Origin of the sequence: Hymenobacter bucti (genome assembly GCF_042681145.1) — a bacterium.
Taxonomy (GTDB): domain Bacteria; phylum Bacteroidota; class Bacteroidia; order Cytophagales; family Hymenobacteraceae; genus Hymenobacter; species Hymenobacter bucti.
The window spans coordinates 1,330,460-1,354,457 of sequence record NZ_JBHUFD010000001.1 but is presented as its reverse complement, the minus strand read 5'-3'; the positions used below and the strand labels follow the sequence as shown (position 1 = coordinate 1,354,457).

Below are 23,998 nucleotides of genomic sequence, written 5' to 3'. Positions count from 1 at the left end.
TGGCGCCGAGGACTCGCGGACTAAAAGTCCGCGCTACTGCTTGGTACCTTTGCGGGTACTTATGTCCATGCCCTCGCTCGCCACGCCTACTGCTAACACCGCTTTCACCGGCCTCATTTCGGTGGTGGCGCCGCTCTACAACGAAGTTGCCAACGTGGGCCAGCTCGTGAGCCGCGTGGCCGCCGTGATGAACCAGCACGGCTACGACTACGAGCTCATCCTCGTCAACGACGGCAGCCGCGACCAGAGCTGGCAGCTGATGCAGGAGCTGGCCGCCCACGACCGCCACCTGGTGGCCATCGACCTGGCCGGCAACTACGGCCAGACCATCAGCCTGCGCGTGGGCTTCGAGCGCGCCCGCGGCGAGGTCATCATTGCCATGGACGGCGACTTGCAGCACGACCCGGCCTACATTCCGCAGTTCATCAGCCTCATCAACGAGGGCTACGACATGGTGGGCGGCGCCAAGGCCAAGCGCCCCGAGGGGCCGATAGCTACGGCGCTAGCCACCACGGCGCACGGCATCATTCGGCGGTTGTCGGGGGTGCAGCTGCGCTACTTCGGGGCTACTTACAAAGCGTATCGCAGCTACCTGGTGAAGAACGTGGAGCTACTCGGCGATGCCCACCGCTTCCTGGGGGCGCTGGTGGCGCGCAAGGGCTTGCGCTACTGCGAGTTTCCGATTGAGATTCACGAGCGGCAGTTTGGCCAGAGCAACTACAAGATTAGCAAGCTCTTCTACGTCATCCTCGACCTGTTTATTCTGCGCTTTTTCATCGTGCACGGGCGCAAGCCGTTCCGGCTCTTTGGGGTGGCGGGCTTGCTGAGCCTGCTGCTGGGCGGCGGGCTGGCGGGGCAGTTTCTGGTGCGCTCGATATTCTTCAAGCTCAACATCTTCGGCACCTACCCGCTGGAGTTCATTTTTAGCCTGTTCCTGCTCCTAGGCGGCATTTTTCTGCTCTGCTTCGGCGTGCTGGCTGAAATCGGGATGTACATCTACTACTCGCGCCAATCGCGCTCGCCCTACGTGGTGCGGCAGGTAGCTTCGTCATTTATCAGTTAGCTAGTCACATTTAACAGCTTGTCAGAACATTGATCCCTAACCTGTTAAATGTTAATTGCTAACTGTTAAATGAAAAAGCTGATTATCAACTGCGACGACTATGGCTGGGATGCGCCCGCCACCCAGGCCATTCTGGAGCTGGGGGCGGCGGGGCAGGTGAGCAGCACCACGGTGATGGCCAACTTTGCCAGCGCGGCCGAGCTGCGGGCGCTGGCCCGGCTGGCCTCCCCCACCCTCTCGGTGGGCCTGCACCTGACCCTGAACGCCGGCCAGCCGCTGAGCGCGGCCTCGCAAGTGCCTTCTTTGGTGAATGCCGAGGGGCAGTTTTACCCCTCCAGCCAGCTGTGGCAGCGGTTTTTGCAAGGCAAGGTGCGCCGCACCGAGCTGCACCTGGAGGTAGCCGCGCAGCTGGCGCACCTAGCCGCGGCCGGCCTGGCCCTGACCCACGCCGACAGCCACCAGCACCTACACCAGTACCCGCTGCTGGGCCCGGCCCTACTGCGCATACTCGCCGACCTGGGCGTGCCGCGGGTGCGCCGCCTCACGGCGGCGGGCCGGCTCGATGGCCGTGGCCTGGTGCTGCAAGCGTTTGCCAAAACCAGCCAGGGCGCCCTAGGTCCGTTTCGCACGCCGCAGGCGTTGATAACTACCTTCTCTACGGAAGCGGCCAGCGCGGCCGCGTTTCAGCGGGGCGTGGCGGCGGCATTCCAGCCGGGGGTGCGGGTGGCCGAGTTTATGAGCCACCCAGGGCTGAGCGAGCGCCCCGGTTCGCCGCTCATGCGCGTGCCGGAATATGAGTTTTGGCGCAGCGGAGAGGCGCGGGAACTGCTGCGCGAGTTGGGCGGCGAGTTGGTGAGCTACGCGGCCATCTAGTCCTACGGCTCGCTAACGGGTTCCTCAGCACCTAAGCGCACAAACGCTCCTACCAGCGACACGACGGCCGTGATGACGTAGAATAGCACGCTTACGCTCACGGCCACGCCCGGGGCCAGCCCAAACAGCTTGGCGCCGTAGAGAAACGTGAGCTCACGCGCGCCCAGCCCGCCCACCGTGAACGGCAGCACCGCCGCCACCGACGAGGCCAGGAACACCAGCAAGTAGGGCAGCACCGGGCCGTGAGCCGCCCCTAGGGCCGCCAGCAGCGCCCACGCGCACAGCACCTGCGCCCCCTGCACCCCCAACGCCTGCCACGAAGTGCGCCCAAAGGCCGGCCGGAAAGGACCAAACAGCCAGCGCCCCAGGCCATAGCTCAGCCCCAGGCCCAGCGGCACCAGCGCCAGCGCCCCCCCTCGCCACCAACCGGAGTAGCTAGTGCCAGCAAACAAGAGCAGCAACAGCACCAGCAGCGCCACCATACCGCTGAGCCTATCGAGCAGCAGCGCCCGAAAAATGACGGCCCGCCGCCCCGGAAACTGCCGCCCCAGCAGGTACACCTTGTAGCCGTCGCCCCCAATACCGCCCGGTAAAAACAGGTTGTAGTACATACCCAGCCAGTACAGCCGCAAGTTATAGCCCTCGGGCAAGCGGATGTCCACGGCCCGAAAAAAGTGGTTGAGCCGTATCGATGAAATCAATTTTGAGACGATGAACAAGCCCGTAGCCACGGCCAGCCAGCCCGGCCGGGCGCCGCGCAGCGTGCGCCCCAGAGCGGGCAAATCGAGGTGGCGGGCCACCAGCCAAAGCGCCCCGGCCATAAAGGCGAGCTTGGCCAGCAGCAACGCGTGGCGGCGCCAGGCCGGCGCGGGTGCGGTTTCGGCTGGTAAGCTGGCGGGTGCTTGTAATTTGTCTGTCATCGCAAGGTGCTACGGCTCGATTTCTACCAGGCGGAAGCGCTGATTACCGTCAATCACAAACTCGTCGAGCGTGCGGTAGTGCAGGCCGCGCAGCTGCTTCACCTGCCCTAGGTAGAGGTAGCCGGGTCGAGCCGGCAAGGAGTCTTGTTGTAAGGTTTGCCCCCGCTCGCGGGTGATGTAGAAGGCCTCCACATCATCGAGACGCGAGTGGCGCAGCAAAATCAGGGGCCGGCCGCGCGTTTCGCGGCCCACGCGCAGTGCCGCCGTGCGGTACGCTACTTCGGCCGATGTTTGCAGGCGGGCCGGAAACACGAACACATCGAACGCCAGCCGCAGCACCAGCAGAAAGTACCCTAGAAGCAGCAGCCGATAGTCAATCAGCTTCCAGAATAAGTACACCAGGCCGAGCAGCACCACTCCTAGCCCCAGGCTCCAGGTCCAAGCGCCGGGCACCAGGCGGGCCAGCACGACTTGGGGCGCGCCCGCCAGCGCCGGAGTCAGGCGCGCCAGCGGCGCACCCAGCACCAACAGGCTACTCAGCAACAGCGTGCCTAGCAGCAGCCCGTCGAGCCAGCGCGTGGGCCAGGCCCGCGTGGGTTGCAACTGGTAGTATAGTGGAACAACAACCGTGAGCAGCAGCGGCACCAGCATAAACAGGTAGCGCGGAATGGTGGCCGGCGACAGCCAGTACACCGGCAAAATGGCCACGAACAGCAGCGCATTGTAGCGCAAAAAGGGCTCGCGCCACACCGCCGCCCGCAATTCGCGCCGCGCTAGGCACAGCACGAGCAAGGTCCAGGGCAGAAAGTGCTTGATGAAGTCGAACGGAAACAGCAGCACGTAGCGCACCGACTCGGCCAGAGGCTGGGCCGCCACCGTGCGCTGGCTCGACTGCGACCACAACGTTTTCAGGGCCACATCGAGCGAGTTGTGGCGGCTATAAATCAAAAAATAGGTGCCCACCACTGCCAGCAGCATCAGCCCGCCCAGCACGTGCTGCCAGCCAAAAAGCCGCCGCCACTGCCGGGTATCGATACAATAAACCAACAAGGCAATGCCCTGAAATACCACCGACGGCAGCCCTTTCAGCAGAAAGCCCACCGCCGTGAGCAGGTAGGTAACCACAAACAGCCGCACCCACTGCCCGCGCCCGCCATAGTGCCAAATGGCCATAAAGCCCAGCCACGTCAGCCCCGCGTGCCACATATCAATCAGCCCAAAGAAGGAGTCGTAGAACAGCACCCGCCCGGTGGTGGCAAACGCCAGCGCTACCGTGAAGGCCGTTTTGCCACCTAGGCGCGGCCGCAGTACCCGCCAGATGGCCGCGCAGTACAGTAGCAGCGCCGCCACCGTGGGCAGGCGCAGAATCAACTCATCCTGCCGCCCCGTGAGGCGAAACAGCGCAATCAGCAGCCAGTTGAACAGCGGCGGCTTGTTGTAATAGGGCAGCCCTTGCAAGGTAGGCTGGAAGAAGTGCCCCGAGTAGTGCATTTCCAGCGCCACCAGCGCCCGAATGGGCTCATCGACCAGCAGCGGCATGCGGCCGATATTGAGGAGCAGCACGGGCAGGGCGAGCGCCAGCGTGAGCACTGCCAGCAGCCCCGGCCGCCGGCCCAGCGCCGCTAGTAGTCGGTGGGCAACAGATTCTATCACTGCGTAAGCTTAGGAGTAGGGCGGTGCCCCCAGGTAGCGGCACCGCCCCGCAAAGGTACTGGCCCTGCGAACCCTGGGCCGGCCGCTGGTGTTTAAAGAAGCTGTATTGCTCCTACATTTGACGTATGCCCGCCCCCGCTACTGCCACCCCGCCGCCCGCCGCCCACGACCGCCTTACCCAAACGCTGCTGCGCCACGGCCTGCGCCAAACGCCCGTGCGCCGCGCCGTGCTGGCCGCCGTGTCGGGCAAGGGCTACGCCCTCACTGGGGCCGAGATTGAGCAGGAAATCGGCGGCGCTACCGACCGCATCACGCTCTACCGCACTCTCAAAAGCTTCGAGCAGAACGGTCTTATCCATCGCGTCATCGACGATACCGATGTGCTGCGCTACGCGGCCTGCTCCATCGAGTGCAGCGCCCAGGCCCACTTCGACAACCACGTACATTTCAAATGCGGCACCTGCCACCACACCTACTGCCTCAGCCAGGTCGCCATTCCGGTGGTGCAGCTACCCGGCGGCTTCCAGGCCGAGCGGCGCGATTTCCTGCTATCGGGCGTGTGCCAGTTCTGCCAGCCCATCTGATACCCTAGGGAACTAAAAACAAAAAAGGCACCTCGCAGGAGGTGCCTTTTTTATAAAAGGGAGTGGAGAATATCGGAGTCGAACCGATGACCTCTTGCATGCCATGCAAGCGCTCTAGCCAGCTGAGCTAATCCCCCTTTTTTGATAACCGCAGCGCCATTTGCGTTTTGGTTGTGCAAAAGTACGGCAATAATCTACTCCTGCAAACATAGGCAGCATGATTCTTCGTAACTCGCCCGCAATCAGGCGCAAAAAAAATGGGCGGGGAATATCCCCACCCATTTTTGCTTACTTATTAGGGTAACTTAGTTAAACGAGTAGCGCAAGCCAATCTGCATGTAGTAAGTCGATGACAGAGTTACTGCATCGCGGAACGTGGTGCTCAATAGCTGGTTAGTCACGTTATCACGGGTCATGCGGAAAGTTGGCCGCGCACCGGTAGCACTGGTGTTAGGGGCAGATACTGGCTCCAGAATAGCCGTGTTGTTGAACGTGAGCTGCTGAATGCGACCCCAGTTATTGTTGAGCAGGTTACCTAGGTTGAAAATGTCTAGGCTTAGTTGCAGCGAGTTACGCTTGCCGCCAATATTCGTGAAAATATCTTGCAGAACTTTCACGTCAATCTGGTTGCGCCAGGGTAATTTCGCCCCGTTGCGCTCGGCGTACTGGCCCTTGTGCTTGCTCAGGTAAGGGTCTTGGTCGATGAAGGCGAAGAAGGCATCGCTCTGCTGCTGAACCGTGAACAGCGGGGTTGCGTTAGTCGCGCTCGTGGGGATATTCACGAAGGTGATTTCCGAAGGATTATTCGGGATGTAAATCAGGTCCGCGTTGGCACCGTCACGGTTAAAGTCGGACGAGTACAGGTAGGAGTAGCGGCCCTGCGAGACACCCTCGTAGAAGAACGAAAACGTAGTGCCCAGGTGGCCTAGGTATTCGGCGCGATACGAAAGCGAAGCGATTACGCGGTGGGGCAGCGTGTTACCGTTGTAGCCCAGGCCAAGATTGTTGGCCCCGTTTACGGTAGCCGTGCTCTGCCAAGCCGACAGCGGCTGGTCGCCGCCACCGTCGAAGAGGTTTTTCGAATCGGTATACGTGTAAGCCAGCGAACCAAACAGGTTGCGGTTAAACTGCTTGTCTAGCTTACCAGTCAAGGAGAAGTAGTAACCGCGCGAAGCATTGTCGAGCACAATGGCATTGTACGCTCCCGTGCCCGTAGTCGTGCCGGTAGGCACAGGCTGCCCAGCAGGGGTTAGGGCATTCACGTACTTGGTGGAATTGGTGCCAGGGTAAATCAGACGGGCATCTGGATAGGTTCCGCTAGCAGTATTACCATTGAGTGCCGTCGGGGCCACCAGGTTCGCATTGCGGAAGATAGCCGCGTTGATTTCGCGGTTTACAATCGCCTCTACCGTACCTACAACGCCGCCGGGCAGTTTAGCATCTACCGCTAGGCTGCTCTTCCAGGTTTGGGGGAAGCGGAAGTTTTGGGCCAGCGAGGAGGTGGTGCTCGGAATGACGGTGCCAGGGGTCGGTGCCGTAGCCGGGCGGTAGGCCGTAGGGTCGGGGTTGAAAGGACCTGGCACAGTAGGGTTGCTGCTGCCAGTTGAAGCACCATACGTCTGCGTGATTTGCAGCGTGCCAGCGTCGCCAGCTTGGCTCACAATCCAGACGTAGGGCACGCGGCCCGTGAAGATGCCCGTACCACCACGCAGTTGCAGGGTGCGGTCACCCAGCACGTCAAGGTTGAACCCTATGCGAGGCGAGTACAAGACTTGATTGCTCGGGAGAGCAGCTACGTCAATCTTCTCGTTGTTGGCATAGGTTAGGCCGGCTACCAGCGGGAAAGCACGCAAGGTGTTGGCATAGTGCGTCAGGTCAACCCGGATGCCGGGCGTAATACGCAGGCGGTCCGATACGGCAATCTCATCCTGCAAGTACAGGGCGTGCTGCTGGTACTTAAAAGTCGGGAACGCCTGAGCATACCCGGGAGTCAGCGAATAGGTAATACCGAAGTCAACGGGGAGGCCGTTATTGAGGAAGTCGTTTACGGAAGCGAACGTGTAGTAACCCGTGCCGAAGCGCTGGAAACCGTTTTTGGTTTCGCTGAAGTCACCCTGGTAGCCCGCCGTGAAGTTGTTACGGCCTAGCACCCAGTTAAAATCATCCTTAACAGAATAAATCTTTACATCGCGCAGGTTGCCGTAGGTAAAGGGCTCGGTGCCGAATGAAGTAAAGGGGGTACCTCCTTCCAGGATGTCCACGAAGGGGAACAACTGGCTGTTGGGCGAGCTACGGGGGTCGTTCTGGCGGGTATAAGTGCCGCGCAAGGTGTTGGTGGTGCTGCCTTTTTTACCGAAGGTCGAGTTCAGTTCAGCTGCCAGTGAGTAGAAGTTTGCCTCTTGGAAGTAGTTAGAGTTCTGGAAGAACAGCGCCGTATTATTCTGGCGGTTGCCGCTACCATTCTGGAAGCCACCCGACCCGTTAGGGAATACGTAGTTGCCGTAGGGGCTGCGCGAGGTGCTGGGGAAGCTGGGGCTCTGGCCTTCTACCTGGCTGTAGCGCACGTTGAAGTGGTGATTCTGGGCGATGTTCCAGTCAATACGACCCAGGATTTTGGTACGCGGGGCCAGGAAGCTGTAGCCTTGGTAAGCACCGGGGTCATAGCCATATTTGGTACGCAGCACATTCGCAATATTATCCAACTGAGTAGCAGTAGGACGGGCTATGTTGATGTTGCCACTACCGAAGGGGGCCGCATCGGTAGCCGCTACGCGCTGCTGGCCGGGAGTGCGGTTTTCTTCTTTCTCGAAGTTGACGAAGAAGAACAGCTTATTCTTGATAATGGGGCCACCTAGGCGAGCACCATACTGGTAAAAACGCTGGTCTTGCAGAACCACATTTTGCGAACCCACGCGGTCGCCCCGGAACTTCTGATTGTTGAAGTAGCCATATGCCGAGCCCGAAAAATCGTTGGTGCCCGCCCGCGTCACGGCATTGATAGCGGCTCCCGTGAAGCCCGACTGGCGCACGTCGAAGGGAGTGACGTTGATGGAAATTTCCTCGATAGCGTCCAGCGAGATGGGCGAGCCACCGGCCGGTAGGTTGCCCCCAATGCCAAAGTTGTTGTTGAAGTCTGAGCCATCCACGCTGAAGTAGTTAGAGCGGTTGCTTCCTCCACCAACGGCCCCGTTGGGACCAGCCTGCGGCGTGAGGCGCGTGAAGTCGTTGAGGCTACGCGTAATAGAGGGCAGGCGTTGTAATGCCGTGCGGTCAACCGTCGTGATGGCGCCCGTTTTATCCGAGTTCAAAATCGAGCGCGGGCTTGTGGCCGTTACCGTAACCTCTTGCAATTCAGAAACTGAGGCCAGCAATGTTACATTAAGTACATAGGGCTGGCCTAGTTGAAGGACAATGCCGTCGCGCTTTTGATTGTTATAACCAACATAGGATATTTCTACCGTATAAGGTCCGCCAATTCGCATGTTTGCAATTGTGAAGCGCCCCTCGCCATTCGTTGCGACGCCATATGTAGTCCCGCTAGGCGTGTGAACTGCCCGAACCGTGGCCCCAATGGAAGCTTCGCCTTTCTCATCCTTGATGATGCCGGTCAAGCTACTGGTGGTCACCTGGCCCCATCCCAAATGAGCTGTGAACAGCAACATCACCAACAGAGTAAAGTGTCGTAGATGTAGTTTTTTCATAAAATAGGTAAAAAGGTAAAAAGCGCGCATTTATCAATACACGCACAAAGGTACATGATGCCCCCAAGCCACTGGCTTTAGGAAGCTTTCATAAAAGCAAAAAAAGCCTGGCTTCAATTATAGCCCGGCATTAACGTGTCAGCAACGTACACATAATCCAGCGATTAGCTCCTATCCATTCCAATGTTACGCGTTTGTTACTTATCGCTACCCTAGGCCATAAAAAGAGCCAGCGAAACTCTTAGTTCGCTGGCTCTTTTAAAAAGGCAGTTCTAAACTGCCCGGTCAAATAGAATTATTAGTTGAATATGTAGCGCACACCCAGCTGCATCTGCCAGCGCGAGGCCAGGCCCGTTACGTCGTCGCGGTAGGTGGTCGAGAGCGGGGTGCCGGCGGCCGAAATCACGCCGGGCGTGGAGCCGCTGCCGCGCGTCACGGTGGGAGCTACCAGGTAGGGAAACGTGAATACGGGCTGGCCGGCTGCGTTGTAGCCCTGGTAGGAGAGCAGCGCCGTGCGGTTGGCAAACTGCGCGCGGCCCCAGTTCTTGTTCACTAGGTTGCCCACGTTGAAGATGTCCACTGTTAGCTGCAGGGTATTGCGGTCCTTGCCGATGTTGGTGAAGATGTCTTGCAGCAGCTTGATGTCTACCTGGTGCTGCCAGGGGTTTTGGGCACCGTTGCGCTCCATGTATTCGCCGCGGTGCTTGCTCAGGTAAGGGTCCTGGCTGATGTAGGCGTCGAGGTCGGCATACTGCTGGGCAGCGGTGTAGGTACCGATGCGGGCCGCCGCGCCGCCGCCTGCCGCGCGGGTGTCGTTGATGGCAATATCAAGCAGGTTGATGTCGCTGGCGCTGCGCGGAATGTACACGAGGTCGTTCACGGTCTGGCCGTCGCCGTTCATGTCGCCGGCGTAGGTGTAGCTAAAGCGGCTCGAGCCGTTGGCAAAGGCCGGCGCGCCCACGTAGAAGGCCGACAGCGTGGTACCTAGGTGCTTGAGATACTCGCGGCGGTACGACACAGCGGCCACAATGCGGTGCTGCTGCAGGTAGCTCGAGTAGCTGAGCGCCTCGGCGTTGGGGTCGCCGCTCACGAAGCGGTCGCGCCAGATGTTGGTCGGGGTCGAGCCACCGTCGTTTACCGAGCGCGAGTCGGTGTAGGTGTAGGCCAGGCTGGCAAACAGGCCGTTGCTGAAGCTCTTTTGGAGCTGGCCGGTGAGCGAGTACGAGTAGCCTTTGTTGGTGTTGCGCATCAGGATGGCATCCGTGATGTTGGGGCTGGTAGCGGTGTTGGTGGGCGCCGAAGCGGTACCTAGGAGGCCGTAGATGCGGTTGTAGGGCGTGCTCGTGACGAGGCCGTTGGCGTTGGGCGTGCCGCTGAAGCTGTAAAAAATCGGGCGGGTATCGCCGCCCTGGGCATTGCCCGCCGCGTTGCGCACGGGGTTAGGCAAGTTCACGTTCTCAAACATCAAGGCGTTTATATCCTTGGTATACAACGCCTCTACCGTGCCAATCAGGCCACCGAACAGCTCCTTGTCCACGGCCAGGTTCGAGCGCCACACCTGCGGAAACTGGAAGTTGCGGTCGGTCACGGCCAGGTTGTAGCCGGTGGGGGCCGCCGCGGCCGTGGTGGGCCGGTACTGGTTCACGTTGGGGCTGAAGGGGTAAGCCACCGTGGGGCTGGCGTTTTGGCCCGTCAGGATGTTGGGGTTGCCGCTGGCCGTGGCGTCGAGCGCGCCAAACAGGATGCCGTTGTTGCTGGCCTGGTTGGAAATCAGCACGTAGGGTACGCGGCCCGTGAAGATGCCCGTACCGCCGCGCACCTGCGTTTTGCGGTCGTCCTTCACGTCCCAGTTAAAGCCGATGCGGGGCGAGTAGAGCACCGTGCGCTTCGGAATCTGGCCCGTATTCAGCTGCAAGCCATTGCGGAAGCTGAGGGCAGCCGACGTGCCGCCGGCCTCGGGGCCGCCCACGTAGGGGTTCTGGGGCAGGTTGTTGGCAATCACGGGCAGGTCGGCCCGGATGCCCACCGTCACCTTCAGGTTCGGAATCGGCGTGTACTCATCCTGCAAATACAGGCCGTACTGCTGGGCGTTCACGTAGGCAAACGGAATCTGGCCGCTGCCATCGGCCGAGTACTGCAAGCGGTATACCGACGCGTTTTCGCGGCCGGGGCTGGGGTTGGTAGCCGAGTAGGCGCTGTACTGGCCGTTGCTGCGGTCGTAGGCGTAGCCGCTTGCGTTGTAGAAGTCCTCCAGCGAGTTGTAGCGATACAAGCCGTTGTAGTTGGGCGCAAAGCCGTTCTTGAACTTGTAAAACTCGTTGTATGTGCCCACCGTCACGTTGTGCTTACCTAGGTAGGCCGTGAAGTTGTCGCCAATCTGGTACACGTCGGTGTTCAGCACGTTACCGGCTGTGAATGGCTCGTAGCCAAACGAGGTGAGCGTGGCCGTGGGCGCCGAGTACGCTGGGTTGGGGTTAGCGGCCGTGGGGAAGGCCGTGAGGCCCACGTTGGTGCCGATGTCAACCAGCGGAAACTCCGAGGAAAGCGTCGAGCGGAAGTCGCGGAAGGCTGAGTAACCCGCCGTCAGGTTGTTCGAAAACTTGCCGTGCCCTAGGGTCGAGTTCAACTCGGCGATAATCGAGTTCAGGTTGTTGTTAATCGTGTAGTAGGCCGACTGGAAGGGCAAGCCAAACTGGCTCTGGGCCCGCACGCCCACCGCGCCGCTGGAGCTGGGTGAGATGTCAGCGTACGACTTCAGGTAGTTGTACTTGATGTTGAAGCGGTTGTTGGGGCTGATGTTCCAGTCGAGGCGCGCCGTAATCTTGTCGCTGTTCTGGCGCAGCTGGTAGTCTTGGTAGGCGCCGGTGGCGTAGCCGTAGCGCTCCTGCAAGAAGCGCGACAGGGCGGCGAGGTCCTGGTTGGTGGCGGCCGATGTGGTAGCCGTGATGGCTTCGCCGGGATTTGAGGCGCGGAAGTTGCCGGCGGGCGGCGCATTACGCAGCTCGCGCTCAGCGTTCACGAAGAAGAACAGCTTGTCCTTCACGATGGGCCCGCCGATGCGGAAGCCAAAGTTTTTGAGGTCGAAGTTGGGGTAGGCCGACGATACGTTGCCGACTTTTTTACCCACCAGGCTCTGGTCGCGGTAAAAGCCGTAGACCGAGGCCGACACGCGGTTGCTGCCGCTGCGCGTGACGGCGTTGATGCCCGCGCCCGTGAAGGAGCCCTGGCGCACGTCGAAGGGCGCGATGCTCACCTGAATCTGGTCAATGGCGTCAATCGAGATGGGCTGCGCACCCGCTTGGCCGCCCACCGTGGACGACAAGCCGAAGGAGTTATTGAAAATAGCCCCGTCGATGGTGATGTTATTGAAGCCCGTGTTGCGGCCCCCGAAGCTCTGGCCGCTGGCCTGCGGCGTGAGACGGGTGAAGTCGTTGAACGAGCGGTTCAGCGTAGGCAGGCGCTCGATGGCTTCGCGCTGCACCGTGGTGGCGGCACCGGTGTGGTCGGCGTTCATCACCACGTCGCGGCGGCCGGTCACGGTGAGCTCGGTTAGCTCGGTGCTGGCCTCGCCCAGCTTGGCATCGAGGCGGAAGTTTTCGGCCAGCGTGAGGCTGATGCCGGTGCGGGTGTAGTCCTGAAAGCCTACGAAGGTGACCTTCACGGTGTAAGGCCCACCCACGCGCATGTTCTGGATGTTGAAGCGGCCGTCGGCGTTGGTCGGGGCCACGTACTGCGTGTTGGTGGGCGTGTGCACGGCAACAACCGTGGCGCCGGGCAGCTTCTCGCCCTTGCTGTCGGTGATGGTGCCGCTCATCGCGGCCGTAGTAGCGCCCTGGCCCCAGCCTAGGTGGGCCGTGAGCAGCAAGAGCAGCAACAGGGTGTGTCGCAGGTATAGTAACTTCATAGGGGGCTGAAAAGAGGTAAAAAAAGCGGAACTAATAGCACTACAAAGGTACCAGCCCCGCCCACCCCCTACTATTACCCCAATGTTAACAATCTAACCAGCAACCATTTGCCCACTCACTACTTCATCTAATCTTCATAGTCTGGGTCGTACAGCCCGGATGAATCGGCTCAAATAATAGTCCAGCTCAAAGCTGTTTTCGGTGACGCCCAGCGACGTAGAGGCGTGGATGAATTCGACGCCCTCGGCGTCTACCACCGTCACCATGCCCACGTGCGTGATGATGGGTGAGCCCGGCGAGGCCCCAAAAAATAAAAAATCGCCGGGCCGCAGCTCCGTCGGCTTAATAGGCTCGCCCCAGGCCGCTTGCTCATTAGACGAGCGCGGAATATCGACGCCCGCATCGGCAAACGACAGCTGGAGCAGCGCCGAGCAGTCTATGCCCAGCCGGGTGGTGCCCCCGAAGAGGTAGGGCACGCCGTAATAAGAGCGGGCATTTTCGATGGCGCTGCCTAGGGTGCCGGTGGCGTTACCCGCGCGTGCGGGGCGCCTGGTCACGGTTTTGGCTACTACCGTACCTGCGCCGCTGCCGCTGGGCATGGTTGTTTTTACTTTGCTTTTGGTCAGGGCCGGGCGGCTGGCGGGCCGGCTACCGGGGCGGGTGGCTACGCGCTCGCCGCGCTTCACGCGCACCATGTCGCGGGCCGAGTAGTAGCGGCCGTTGCGCTGATTGAGCTGACGCTGGCAGCTGGCGCTCAGCATCAACACCACTATTCCTACTAAATAAAGCGCCGTGGTGGCCGGCAAACGCCGCGTGGCGAGGTGCTCTATAATCATCCGCTGTACCTTCGTTACTTCACTGTGCATTAAAGCAAATATACTTTTCGGCCCCTACACCGGCATTTTCATCCCATGACCTTTTCTCCGCTTACCCCTGAGCTCGTGGTCGCCTTTGAGGGCATCGTGAGCCCGGCGCACGTGCTCACTGCCCAGCGCACCGAGGCGCTGCAATACGAAGCCTACGGCCGCGACCACACCGAGGACTTCCATTTCGCGCCCGATGTGGTGCTGCGCCCCGGCACCACCGAAGAGGTCAGCCAGATTATGCGGCTGTGCCACGAGCACCGCGTGCCGGTCACGGCGCGGGGCGCGGGCACGGGCCTGAGCGGCGGCGCACTGCCCATTCATAATGGCGTGGTGCTGAGCATGGAGCGCTTCAACAAGATTTTGCACATCGACGAGCGCAACCTACAAGTGACTTCCGAGCCCGGCGTAGTGACCGAGGCGCTGCAAAACGCGGTGAAGGAAGTGGGCCTGTTTTACCCGCCCGACCCGGCCAGCAAGGGCTCGTGCTTCCTGGGTGGCAACCTGAGCCAGAGCAGCGGCGGCCCCAAGGCCGTGAAATACGGCACCACCCGCGACTACGTGCTTAACCTACAGGTAGTACTGCCTAACGGCGACGTTATTTGGACCGGCGCCAACACCCTCAAGTACGCCACCGGCTACAACCTTACCCAGCTCATGGTAGGCTCGGAGGGCACCCTAGGGATTATCACGCAGGTGGTGTTCCGGCTCCTCCCCTACCCCCAGCACAACATCCTGATGCTGGTGCCTTTCCGGCAGGAGGCGCAGGCGGCCGAGGCGGTTTCGGCGGTATTCCGGGCGGGCATTATCCCGTCGGGCATGGAGTTTATGGAGCGCGAGGCCATCGCCTGGTCGTCGGATTATTTGAAAATTCCGCTCACGCTGCCCGAGGACATCACGGCGCACTTGCTCATCGAGCTCGACGGCCAGGACATTGAGCAGCTTTACAAAGAAGCCGAGCAGGTGTACGAAGTGCTGGAGAAGTACGACGTGGGTGAAATCTTGCTGGCCGACACGGCCGGCCAAAAGGACGACCTCTGGAAAATCCGCCGCAACATCGGCAACTCGGTGCGCTACAACTCGGTGTATAAGGAAGAAGACACCGTGGTGCCCCGCGCCGAGCTGCCCACCCTGCTCAAGGGCGTGAAGGAAATCGGCCAGCGCTACGGCTTCAAGAGCGTGTGCTACGGCCACGCCGGCGATGGCAACCTACACGTTAACATCATCCGCGGCACCCTCACCGACGAGGAGTGGAACGTGGGCCTGCGCGAGCCCATCTCCGAAATCTTCCAACTTTGCGTGAAGCTCGGCGGCACCATCTCGGGCGAGCACGGCATCGGGCTAGTGCAGAAGCCCTACATGCACATCGCCCTCAAAGAAGCCAACCTGCACCTGATGCGCGGCATTAAGCAAGTGTTTGACCCACACGGCATTCTGAACCCCGGCAAGATATTTTAGTCATCTAACAGTTCCGTTTGTCATTGCGAGCGCAACGAAGTGAAGCGCGGCAATCTTTCCTTTTTCGTTAGAGTTAGTAACCCTGGCGTGAAGGAAAGATTGCCGCGCTTCACTTCGTTGCGCTCGCAATGACAAACGGAACTGTTACCCTATCACCGCCTGAAACGCCGGCGCCTTGCGGTGTTTGGTAGCTTGCTCATACGCATACCCGAGGCCCAGAATCTCCGCCTCTTTATATGGTCCGCCCACGAAAGACAGTCCGATGGGCAGGCCGTGCGTGTTGCCCATCGGCACGGTGAGGTGCGGGTAGCCAGCCATGGCGGCGGGGCCCGCGAAGCCGGGACCGGTGCCGTACTCGCCATTTACGAGGTCGATGCAGGCGGCCGGGCCGGTGGTGATGCCGACAATGGCCGCCAGGCCGCCGTCCGTTTTCAGGGCAGCATCGAGCGCGGCGCGCGAAGTGTCGACCACCTTGCGCAGGGCGGTTTTATATTTCTCGGCCCCTAGGCCCTCCGTTTTGTCGGCCTGCTCCAGCGTCTCCTGCTGGAAGAACGGCATGGCCTTGGCCGCGTTGGCTTTGTTGAAGGCAATGACGTCGGCCAGGGTTTTAACGGGCGCGTTGGTCTGCCCTAGGTACTTGTTTACCCCGTCCTTGAACTCATAGAGCAGCACGTCAAACTCGGCCTCGCCGATGGGCGCTACGGCGGTGCGCACGTCTACCTCGACCACCGTGGCGCCCTGCGCCTTGAGCACGGCCACGGCCTGGCGCAGCAGCTCGCCGGCGGCAGTTTGGCTGGCGAGGTGGCCTTTTTCGACGCCCAGCTTCTGGCCTTTTAAGGCGTCGGGGCGCAGCAGGCGGGTGTAGTCCAGGGGCTTTTTAGGCGCAGCGGGCGCCTGGGTAACGCTGTCGGCCGGGTCGGCGCCCACCATCCCACCTAGGAGCAGGGCGGCATCGCGCACGGTGCGGGCCATGGGGCCGGCCGTATCCTGGGTGGCCGAGATGGGGATGATGCCCGTGCGGCTTACCAGGCCCACGGTGGGCTTGAGGCCAACCAGGCCGTTTACCGACGAAGGCGACACAATGGAGCCGTTAGTTTCGGTGCCCACGGCCACGGCGCAGAGGCTGGCGGCCACCGCCGCGCCCGAGCCGGCGCTGCTGCCGCTGGGCGTGCGGTCGAGCACGTAGGGGTTGTGGGTTTGGCCGCCGCGGCTGCTCCAGCCGCTGGCCGAGTGCGACGAGCGGAAATTGGCCCACTCGCTGAGGTTAGTTTTGCCCAGAATCACGGCGCCCGCCGCCCGCAGCTGCTTGGCCACGAACGAGTCTTGGGCGGCGTGGTGCCCACCCAGGGCCAGCGCGCCGGCCGTGGTCTGCATCTTATCGCCGGTGTCGATATTGTCCTTCAGCAGCACCGGAATGCCGTGCAGCGGGCCGCGCAGCTTGCCGGCCTTGCGCTCCTTGTCCAGCGCATCGGCGATGCTCAGCGCGTCGGGGTTCAGCTCAATCACGGCATTAATGGCCGGGCCTTTGGCGTTGAGCGCCGCAATGCGGTCGAGGTAGAGCTGGCACAGGCGGCGGCTACTACCCTGGCTGCCTTGCAGATACGCCTGCAAGTCGGCAATGGTACGCTCGCTTAGGTCGAGGTCTTTGTCCTGCGGCTGCACGGTGGGGCTGCTGAGGGCGGCGGGCAACGTGGTGGGCATTGCGCTGGCCGCCAGCGGCAGCAGGCTCGAAGCAAGGGTGGCTTGGGTACTCTGGCGTAAAAATTGGCGGCGCTTCATAAAGGGAGGTAGGGGTTCAGATTTTCAAATGTAAGCCCGGCGGCCATTTGCCAGAACCCCGCCGCAGCCCCCTAATCGGCTACTGCGGCGCCTGGGCGTCAACCCCGTTTCGGGCGGCGGCGTATAGCCTGGGCAGACTTGCCCCTCCCACCATCCCCAGCGCTTTTTTATGCCTAGCCTCGAAGAACAAACCGGCCCCGACACCATCGCCGGTAACGCCGGTGCCCAATCAGTTGCCAATACTAAAATGGGTATTGATGCCCAGAACACCCTGGCCAACAACCCCAATCAGCCCGCCACCGACTCGCCGCCCTCGAGCCAGGAGCTGGTAGACAGCGAGATGGAGGCCGGCCAGGGCGCTGTAGAAGAAGGCGGCGAGCAGGAAAACAAAGAAGCCAACCCCGACGACCTAGGGGCCGCCGCCGCCCCGCCCACCAACAACACCCAGCCCAACGTGTACGGCGGTAACTTCGGCAACAGCGTGCAGCCCAGCTACAACGATGATAACCGCGCCAGCAACCAGCGAGCCGATGCCAACCGCGGCGAGCTGGGCCAGCAGGAGTACAATCAGGGCGCCACCCACGGCGGCTACGGCAACCAGTACCGCGAAACCAACCCCGCCGCCGAGCACCCTGCGGCCGAGGCGACCGAAGAAAAATACTACGGCGAAGGCGCCGCTCAGCCCGGCCCCCAGCACAACGCCTACCGCGCCTACGATGGCCGCGACCTGGTGCCCGACCAGCAGGGCCACGCCGTGCGCGACACGCCCGCGCCCCAAACGCGCGCCGCCGACCAGCCCACCGCCACGCCCACCGATGGCCGCGGCAACACCCAGGACACCCGCAACCTGCCCGACAAAACCGGCCCCGACGCCGCATTTCAAAACGATAACGGCGCCCCCACGGTGGGCCCCGCCTACGCCGATGACTACGGCCACACCAGCGGCGTGAGCCTACCGGCCGGCACCTCCGACCGCCACCTGCCCCTCGGCCCCAACGGCCACGGCGACGTAGAGGACCAGCGCTCCTCGCGCGGCGGCTACGACAACCAGGGCAGCCAGGGCGGCCGCAGCCACGAACAGCAGCCTGGCGGCGCCCCCGCCGCAGGCGATGGGGCAGCCCCCGCGCCCGTCAACTCGCCCGACGCGCCCCAAACCGAGGGCTATGGCTATGGCCACGAGCGCAGCGAGCAGGAAAAAGCCGGCAACCCCGATACCGGCGATTCGCGCAGCGGCTTCGGGCCGGGCGGCTCCAAAGAGGGCAATACAAGCCAAGGCCACGGCTCGGAGGGCGGCTCGTATGACGACGAAAACCCCGGCGCCCGTGGCCCCGGCTACGACAATTTTACGCAGCAGGACAAGGCCCAGAACTACGGCCAGGGCCAGCGCGAAGGCTTTCGCCCCGAAGGCGGCGACAAGCCCGCCGATGCCGACGACACCGCCCCCCGCCGCAACGCCGGCCGCGACGAGCCGGGTCAATAATAGACGATAAACGCAAAAAGGCTGCCTCACCAGGCAGCCTTTTTTTATGCTTGAAACTGGCTAACCCACGTTTCCCTAGGTCACTTGCTGGGGCCACTGGCCGTGGCAGCTAGCGGCGAGGAAGAAGCGAGTATTCCGGGAAGTAAACGCGGCACTTACTTTCTAACGGCCGCGAGTTTCTGCGGAAAGGCCGACTCGCCCGTCAGGCCTGCCGCCTGCAGCCCCACCACGCCGTGGCTTTCCAGGGCGTGGGCGTAGTAGGCGGGCCGGTTGGGACCCCAGCGCACCGAGCTGTTGCGCACAAGGATGTCGGTGGCATTATCCAGGTAAAAGCCGGAGGTGCGGCCTTGCACGAAGCCCTCGGCCTGGCTGGGGCGCCGGTCGTAGATGCCGCCCGCGATGGCCGTGGTTTTGTTGAGCTGCACATCGACCTGGTCAAAGAAAATACCGGCGACCTTATCGGGCGTTTCACCACTCACGTAGATGCCGTTCTCACTCTGGCACTTAATGTTGCTAAAGGAAATATTGGTCACCGCACCCACCCGGCCTTCGGTCTGGCCCTTGGGGAAGCGCCAGCCGGCGTCTTTGTGGTTGCCGGGCGCGCGGCGGTAGGCCGTCACGTAAATGGGCTCGGCCTTGCCCCACCACACGTCCGAAAACAGGTGCGACTCGATGAGCATATTCGAAAACAGCACGTCCGACACGGTGCCTTCGTCGCGGTTCTGAATCCCTACCCCCCGGTTGCTGGCCCGCACGATGCAGTTGTCGAATACCACGTGGCTGATACGGTCCATGTTTTCGGAGCCGATTTTGATGGCGCAGGAGCGCGACGTCATGGTGCAGCCCGTGACGGTGATGTTCTCGCAGGCGCCAAACTCCTCGTACTCACGCCGGTTTTTGAGGCAGATGCAGTCGTCGCCCGACTCAATGTAGCAATTCGTAATGCGCACGTTCTTGCTGTGGTCCAGGTCGATGCCGTCGCTGTTGCGCACTTTCAGGCTATTGAGCAGCGAGATATCCGAAATAGCCACGTCGCTGCAGCCCACCAAATGCAGCGTCCAGTAGGCCGAGTTGCGCACGTTGATATCGCGGATGCGCAGCCCGCGCACGCCCACCAGCGTCAGTAGGTGCGGGCGCGGGTCCACCCCGCTGAAAGGCTTCAGCTCATACGAATCGGCTAGCTCGGCACCCATGAAGGAAACGCCGTTGCCGTCGAGCGTGCCGCCCCCGCAAATGGTGACCTGCTCCAGGTTTTCGCCGCCCATCCAAATAGTGCCTTCGCCTAGGTTGGCCCGGAAAGCACTTTTCTGGTACACCCGCGGGTCGGGGTTGGCCAGCACCGTGGCCCCGCTTTCCACGCAAAATTCCACGTGCGATTTCAAATCGAACGGCCCCGCCAAATACGTGCCGCCCGCCGGCACCAGCACGCGCCCGCCCCCCGCCGCCGCGCAGGCAGCAATGGCTTGCTTCAAGGCGCGGGCGTCGTCGGTTTTGCCATCGCCCAGGGCCCCGTAATCGCGCACGTTGAATAGTCGTTGTGGCGTGGGCTGAGGGATGGTGCTGGCGTTGGGCTGTTCGACCCGGCAGGCCAGCAGGGCCCAGAGCAGGCCAAGGCACCAGAAGAAGGTGGATGAACGCATGGAAGAAGTAGTCAAAAAGCAGCGGTTTAGAAAGTCTGAATTCGTCATGCTGAGCGCAGCGCAGCGGAGTCGAAGCATCTCTGCCGCTTCATCTGGGCCGTTCAATGAGGCGATAGAGATGCTTCGACTCCGCTGCGCTGCGCTCAGCATGACCGCCTTTTTGTCGGCTGTATAGAGGTTCTAATTAGGTGACAGGCCCGACGGCCAGCTCGGCGGGTCGCTCGCCCACTGCTTGGCGGGGGTGGCTTGCAAGTCCAGCTCCAGCTTGCCACCGCCCATGAGGTCGGCGTACCGGACAAAGTTGCGTGGGTAGGGCTGGCCGTTCCACCGCACGGCGGCAATGTAGCTGGCGCCCGCAGTAGCCCTGTGGCTGCTGATTTCCAGCTTTTTCCCGCCCGGCAGCTGCACGCTGATGCGCTCGAACAGCGGCGAGCACAGCAGGTACTCGTCCGACACGGGGTTGAGGGGGTAGAAACCCAGCGACGCAAACACGTACCAGGCCGACATCTGCCCGGCGTCGTCGTTGCCGCTGAGGCCGCCGGGGCCGTCGCTGTATTCCTCGGCCAGAATGCGGCGCACCTGCTGCTGCGTTTTCCAAGGTGCAGCGGTGTAGTTGTACATAAACGGTATCTGGTGGCCGGGCTCGTTGCCGTGCCAATACTCGTTTTTGTGAAACAGGCTGTCGAGGGCGGCCTCCAGGCGGGCGGGGCCACCCATGAGCCGGGCCAGGCCGGGCACGTCGTGCGGCACGTAAAACGTGTACTGCCGCGGCGTGCCCTCCGTGATGTAGGACTCGCGCACATCGGGCCGAAACGGCGTGACCCAGCGGCCATCAGCGTGGCGGCCGCGCACCAGGCCCACGGCCGGGTCAAACACCCGCCGGAAGCCCTGCGAGCGTTTGAGTAGCGTGTCGTAATCCGCGGTTTTACCCAGGCCCTTCGCCACTTGGGCCAGGGCGTAGTCGTCGTAGCCGTATTCGAGGGTGCGGCTCACCTGCTCTTTTTTGTGGAAAGCATCCTGCACGCTGTCTTCCAGAGGCACGAAGCCGTAGCGCAAGTACGAGGGCAGGGCGCGGCGGCCTTTACCGTTTACGTAGTCGGCGCGGCTGGCCTGGTCGAAGGCGTTTTGGCGCATGAGGCCATACGCGGCGGCCACGTCGTAGCCGCGGATGCCTTTGGTGTAGGCCGAGGCGATAAATGCCGTGCCGTGGTCGCCAATCATAGCCGAAGTGTAGCTGTTCCAGCACGGGAAAATGGGCAGCCAGCCGCCCTGCTGCCCTTTCAGCACCATCGACTGCGCTAGGTCGTTGACCAGCGCCGGCCGCAGCAGCTCGTAGAGCGGCAGCTCGGCCCGGTAGATGTCCCACATCGAAAAGTCGTCGTAGTAGTTGCCCTTAGCCAGCTTTTTCGTCTGGTAGTTGCCCGCAAATACCGGGTAGGTGCCGTCCACGTCGTTGAACAGCCGGGGCTGCTGCATGGTGTGGTACAGGGCGGTGTAGAAGATGCGCTTGTCCTGCTCCTTCGCCGTTTCCACCTGAATCTGGCCGAGCGCTTTTTGCCAAACGGCCTTGTTTTGCGCGGCCAGGGCGGCAAAATCCCAGCCCGGAATTTCGGCGCCTAGGTTGCGGCGCGCGCCTTCGAGGCTACTAAACGAGGTGCCCACCCGCAGGCGTAGCGTCTCGCCCTTGGCCACCTTAAACCCTAGGAAAGCGCCGATATCCTTCTGGTCTTTTATGCTCATCGCGGCCAGCACTTGCCCGCCGCGGTAGGTGCCACCGCGCGCGCCGCGCCGCGCCACCTGCACCACAAAGTAGCCGCTGAAGCCCGCCGGCTGCCCCCAGCCCTGGTAGATGCGGTGCGCCGGGTTGTAGCCCCAGATTTCGCCTTTCTGCGCATCTACCCGCACGAAGCCCTGGCCCTGGTCGCTATTTGGCGCTACTAATACATACAGGCTATCGGCCTTACTGGCCGTGACTTGCAGCATCCCGCAGCGCGGGGTGGCCGTCATTTCTACCCGCAGCTGGTACCTAGGCAGGCTGACCTGGTAGTACGCCGGCGTGGCCGTTTCGGACTGGTGCGAAAACCGGGTGGCGTAGGCCGCCCCCTGCGTCCGCAGCCGGCCCGTGATGGGCATAATCGTGACGCTGCCGTAGTCCTGGGTGCAGGAGCCGCTGAGCCAGTGGCTGGCCCGGAAACCCGTCAGCAAGCTGTCGCGGAAGTAGTACGGCGCCTGGCACTTGGTTTCCGACTGCCGGGTCTGGGGCGTCCACTGCGTCATGCCGAAGGGCGCGCCCACGGCCGGAATGGTATTGGCCAGGTGCTCGGTGCCCTCGCCGTGCTTGAGGGCCGCCACCGTGGTGCTGGCCGCCGTGCCCGCGAGCGGCTGCACCAGGCGCACGAGGTCGGGCGCCTGGGCCCGGGCGGGTGGGGGCAGCAGACCTAGGCAGAGGAAGAGAGTACGCGCTTTCAGAAGTGGTAGGGATTTAGAAAGAGTTGTCGTTTTGGCGGGTTGCCTCACAGCGCCCGGCGGACCTTAGCCGGCAGCACCAGTAGCGCCTGCTGCTTGCTGGCTGGCGTAGTCAATTTCTTGACAGACAAATCTGTTACGCCCTGCAAGGCCACCACCGGCAGGGCGGGTGCGCTTGGCACTGCCACCTCTTGCAAAGCTAACTTTTTGACGTCATCGAATACGAAAGCGGGCCGGTAGTCGGCGCCCTTCATGGTGATGCGCACGTTTTTCAGCGTTATGCCTTCGGCGTGCCGCACGTAGAAGCCGTAGGCCGGTAGCTCGCCAAACATCGAAAACTCGGGGTAGTTGGGGGCGCGCTCGGGCACGGCGGCCAGCGAATCGAGGGGGGCGTAGGCCACTTGCTTCGAGGCGCCGCCTTCGTAGGTGAAGTCGATATTTTCGAGCATCACATCTTGCACCGGGTGGCCGGGTAGGCCCGCGATGGACGACGGATTAACGTTGTGCGGCTCCTTATACACGGGGCCCTCCATCTCGTAGCCTTTGTCGGGCTTGCCGGCCGGAATCGTGGCCTTCACGTCGCCGATGTACACCCGCCGCACCGTGCCCGCGGGCCGGCCCGCCTTGCGCTGGCCCAGCCGAATGAAGATGGCATTGCCAGTGTTGGTGGCCGTTACATTCCGAATATCAATGTCTTCCAGCACGGCGCCGTCCACCGCTTCCAGCGCAATGGCCGAGCGAAAAGTATCGTACACGGTCAGGCCGCGCACCTTGATGCGGCGAAACGCGCCCTCCGAGCCCGTGCCCAGCTTAAAGGCGCTGGCACTAGCGCGCACCTGGCAGTTGGCCACGTAGATGTTGTCGCAGCTGCTTTTTGGGTCTTCCGATTTCAGGCAAATACCATCGTCGGCCGAGTTGAAAAAGCTGTTGGTCAGCTTCACATTCTGGCAGTCTACCAGGTCGATGCCATCGTTGTTCCAATAGGCCGTGCTCTCGACGCGGATGCTGTCGAACACCAAGTCGCGGCACTGCTGGTACGACTGCACCCAGCTCGACGCATCCTTGAGCGTAACGCCCGTTACGCGCACGCCGGTGCAGCGGGTGAACGCGATAAGGTGCGTGCGATTTTGCTCAGTGGGCCGCTTTACTTTCCACTCCGGGTCGTCAAGCACGCCGGCCCGCAGCAGCTCCAGCACGTTCTGAATCAGCGCGCGGCCTTGCCCATCCAGCGTGCCGGGGCCCGTAATGGCCACGTTCCGCTGGTCTTTCGCAACCAAGATGGCCATCCCCTGCTTATCGGTATAATCCAGGCGCTTGGCGCTGCCGAGCAGGGTGGCGCCGCGGCTCAGATGCAGCTCTACTCCCGACTTCAGGTACAGCGGCCCGGTCACGAACCGGCCGGCCGGCACCACCACGCGCCCGCCGCTTTTAGCCGCCGCGTCGATGGCCCGCTGGATGGCCACCGCGTTGTTGGTTTGCCCATCAGCCTTGGCGCCGTAAGCCGTGATGGCAAACTCGCGGCCCTGCCCGGCTACCCGGCCCGCAAGCCAGCACAGGCTCAGGATGATTAGTAGCTGCTTCATGTGCAAAGGAAGGGGGAGGAAAGGGCGACG

General features: G+C 62.1%; 14 protein-coding genes and 1 tRNA gene. 5 read left to right on the top strand and 10 right to left on the bottom strand.

What is annotated here, in order from left to right; translation table 11 throughout:
* Positions 1-61 precede the first annotated feature (61 nt).
* Complete coding sequence (locus ACFSDX_RS05520) at positions 62-1,063, top strand: glycosyltransferase family 2 protein (RefSeq protein WP_382312205.1); 1,002 nt, start codon at positions 62-64, stop codon at positions 1,061-1,063.
* A gap of 69 nt (positions 1,064-1,132) precedes the next feature.
* Positions 1,133-1,936 carry a carbohydrate deacetylase gene (locus ACFSDX_RS05515; RefSeq protein ID WP_382312204.1) on the top strand — a complete coding sequence of 268 codons (804 nt, stop codon included), beginning with the start codon at positions 1,133-1,135 and terminating at the stop codon, positions 1,934-1,936.
* 2 nt (positions 1,937-1,938) lie between these two features.
* On the opposite strand, the gene ACFSDX_RS05510 is transcribed toward ACFSDX_RS05515, so the two are convergent.
* A complete protein-coding gene (locus ACFSDX_RS05510) occupies positions 1,939-2,856 on the bottom strand; it encodes a lysylphosphatidylglycerol synthase transmembrane domain-containing protein (RefSeq protein WP_382312203.1) in 918 nt (305 codons plus the stop codon).
* A gap of 9 nt (positions 2,857-2,865) precedes the next feature.
* A complete protein-coding gene (locus tag ACFSDX_RS05505) occupies positions 2,866-4,509 on the bottom strand; it encodes an ArnT family glycosyltransferase (RefSeq protein ID WP_382312202.1) in 1,644 nt (547 codons plus the stop codon).
* A 125-nt stretch (positions 4,510-4,634) separates the two neighbouring features.
* Between ACFSDX_RS05505 and ACFSDX_RS05500 the strand changes: the two genes are divergently transcribed.
* Positions 4,635-5,093, top strand: coding sequence for a Fur family transcriptional regulator (locus tag ACFSDX_RS05500; RefSeq protein WP_382312201.1), 459 nt, complete (start codon positions 4,635-4,637; stop codon positions 5,091-5,093).
* Positions 5,094-5,156: 63 nt separating this feature from the next.
* Here the strand turns inward: ACFSDX_RS05500 and ACFSDX_RS05495 are convergent.
* The 4 genes from ACFSDX_RS05495 to ACFSDX_RS05480 all read right to left on the bottom strand — a co-directional run bounded on the left by ACFSDX_RS05495 (position 5,157) and on the right by ACFSDX_RS05480 (position 13,565).
* Positions 5,157-5,230 (bottom strand) — tRNA-Ala (locus ACFSDX_RS05495).
* A gap of 168 nt (positions 5,231-5,398) precedes the next feature.
* Positions 5,399-8,755 carry a TonB-dependent receptor gene (locus ACFSDX_RS05490; RefSeq protein WP_382312323.1) on the bottom strand — a complete coding sequence of 1,119 codons (3,357 nt, stop codon included), beginning with the start codon at positions 8,753-8,755 and terminating at the stop codon, positions 5,399-5,401.
* Between the two features lie 337 nt (positions 8,756-9,092).
* The gene (locus ACFSDX_RS05485; RefSeq protein ID WP_382312199.1) at positions 9,093-12,698 is read right to left on the bottom strand and encodes an outer membrane beta-barrel protein; all 3,606 of its coding nucleotides are present in this window, start codon (positions 12,696-12,698) and stop codon (positions 9,093-9,095) included.
* Positions 12,699-12,833: 135 nt separating this feature from the next.
* Complete coding sequence (locus tag ACFSDX_RS05480) at positions 12,834-13,565, bottom strand: C40 family peptidase (protein WP_382312198.1); 732 nt, start codon at positions 13,563-13,565, stop codon at positions 12,834-12,836.
* Between the two features lie 45 nt (positions 13,566-13,610).
* Here ACFSDX_RS05480 and ACFSDX_RS05475 point away from each other — a divergent pair, with 45 nt between their 5' ends.
* Positions 13,611-15,020: an FAD-binding oxidoreductase gene (locus ACFSDX_RS05475; protein WP_382312197.1), complete on the top strand. Its 1,410-nt coding sequence runs from the start codon at positions 13,611-13,613 to the stop codon at positions 15,018-15,020.
* A 144-nt stretch (positions 15,021-15,164) separates the two neighbouring features.
* Here ACFSDX_RS05475 and ACFSDX_RS05470 read toward each other — a convergent pair whose 3' ends face one another.
* Positions 15,165-16,799: an amidase gene (locus tag ACFSDX_RS05470; RefSeq protein WP_382312196.1), complete on the bottom strand. Its 1,635-nt coding sequence runs from the start codon at positions 16,797-16,799 to the stop codon at positions 15,165-15,167.
* A 169-nt stretch (positions 16,800-16,968) separates the two neighbouring features.
* Here ACFSDX_RS05470 and ACFSDX_RS05465 point away from each other — a divergent pair, with 169 nt between their 5' ends.
* Entirely contained in the window at positions 16,969-18,279 is a 1,311-nt protein-coding gene (locus tag ACFSDX_RS05465) for a hypothetical protein (protein ID WP_382312195.1), read from the top strand.
* Positions 18,280-18,434: 155 nt separating this feature from the next.
* Here ACFSDX_RS05465 and ACFSDX_RS05460 read toward each other — a convergent pair whose 3' ends face one another.
* From ACFSDX_RS05460 to ACFSDX_RS05450, 3 genes are all read right to left on the bottom strand, one after another.
* Positions 18,435-19,919 carry a glycoside hydrolase family 28 protein gene (locus ACFSDX_RS05460; RefSeq protein ID WP_382312194.1) on the bottom strand — a complete coding sequence of 495 codons (1,485 nt, stop codon included), beginning with the start codon at positions 19,917-19,919 and terminating at the stop codon, positions 18,435-18,437.
* Between the two features lie 180 nt (positions 19,920-20,099).
* Complete coding sequence (locus ACFSDX_RS05455) at positions 20,100-22,436, bottom strand: GH92 family glycosyl hydrolase (RefSeq protein ID WP_382312193.1); 2,337 nt, start codon at positions 22,434-22,436, stop codon at positions 20,100-20,102.
* Positions 22,433-23,968 carry a glycoside hydrolase family 28 protein gene (locus tag ACFSDX_RS05450; protein WP_382312192.1) on the bottom strand — a complete coding sequence of 512 codons (1,536 nt, stop codon included), beginning with the start codon at positions 23,966-23,968 and terminating at the stop codon, positions 22,433-22,435. The genes ACFSDX_RS05455 and ACFSDX_RS05450 overlap by 4 nt, the downstream gene beginning before the upstream one ends.
* Between the last annotated feature and the right edge of the window lie 30 nt (positions 23,969-23,998).